This window comes from Aquitalea sp. ASV11 (assembly GCF_016429185.1).
In the GTDB taxonomy this organism is placed as follows: domain Bacteria; phylum Pseudomonadota; class Gammaproteobacteria; order Burkholderiales; family Chromobacteriaceae; genus Aquitalea; species Aquitalea pelogenes.
The window spans coordinates 1-629 of the sequence record NZ_JAELUD010000156.1 but is presented as its reverse complement, the minus strand read 5'-3'; the positions used below and the strand labels follow the sequence as shown (position 1 = coordinate 629).

General features: G+C 59.8%; 1 protein-coding gene. It reads left to right on the top strand.

The genetic code is table 11. The features are described from left to right. The coding region (locus JHD62_RS21425) for a chemotaxis protein (RefSeq protein WP_199104577.1) at positions 1-629 on the top strand (629 nt) is incomplete at both ends.

Genomic DNA, 629 nt, shown 5'->3' with positions numbered 1-629 from the left:
GTTGAAGGCATGGTCAGCCTGCGTGGCTCGCTGGTCCCGGTCATCGACCTGGCCAAGTACGCCGGCATCGTCACCAGCAACAAGCCCGAAATCATGATCGTCACCGAGTACAACGGCCACACCCAGGGCTTCCTGGTCGAGGCGGTTGATACCATCCTGCGCCTCGATTGGTCTGCCATGCGCGTCCCGCCGGACATGATCACCAACCGCATGGCCGGCCTCGTCACCGCCGTCACCGAGCTGGATCAGGGCACGCTGGTGATGATGATGGACGTGGAAAAAGTGCTGGCGGAAACCTCGCTGGTGGATGACTCCCACCACTTCATCAATATCGAGCCGGTGAAAGAAGAACGCATGATCTTCTTCACCGACGATTCCGCCGTCGCCCGCAAGCAGATCGAGCGCACGCTGGATGCCATGCAGGTGAAATACGCCTATGCCATCAACGGCATGCGCGCCTGGGAAGAGCTGCAAAAAATGGCCATGCAGGCCGAACTCTCCGGCAAGCGCCTGAACGAAACCCTGCATCTGGTGCTGACCGATGTGGAAATGCCGGAAATGGACGGCTACATGCTGACCAAGCTGATCAAGAGCGACCCGCGCTTTGCCGGCATTCCGGTGCTGATGCA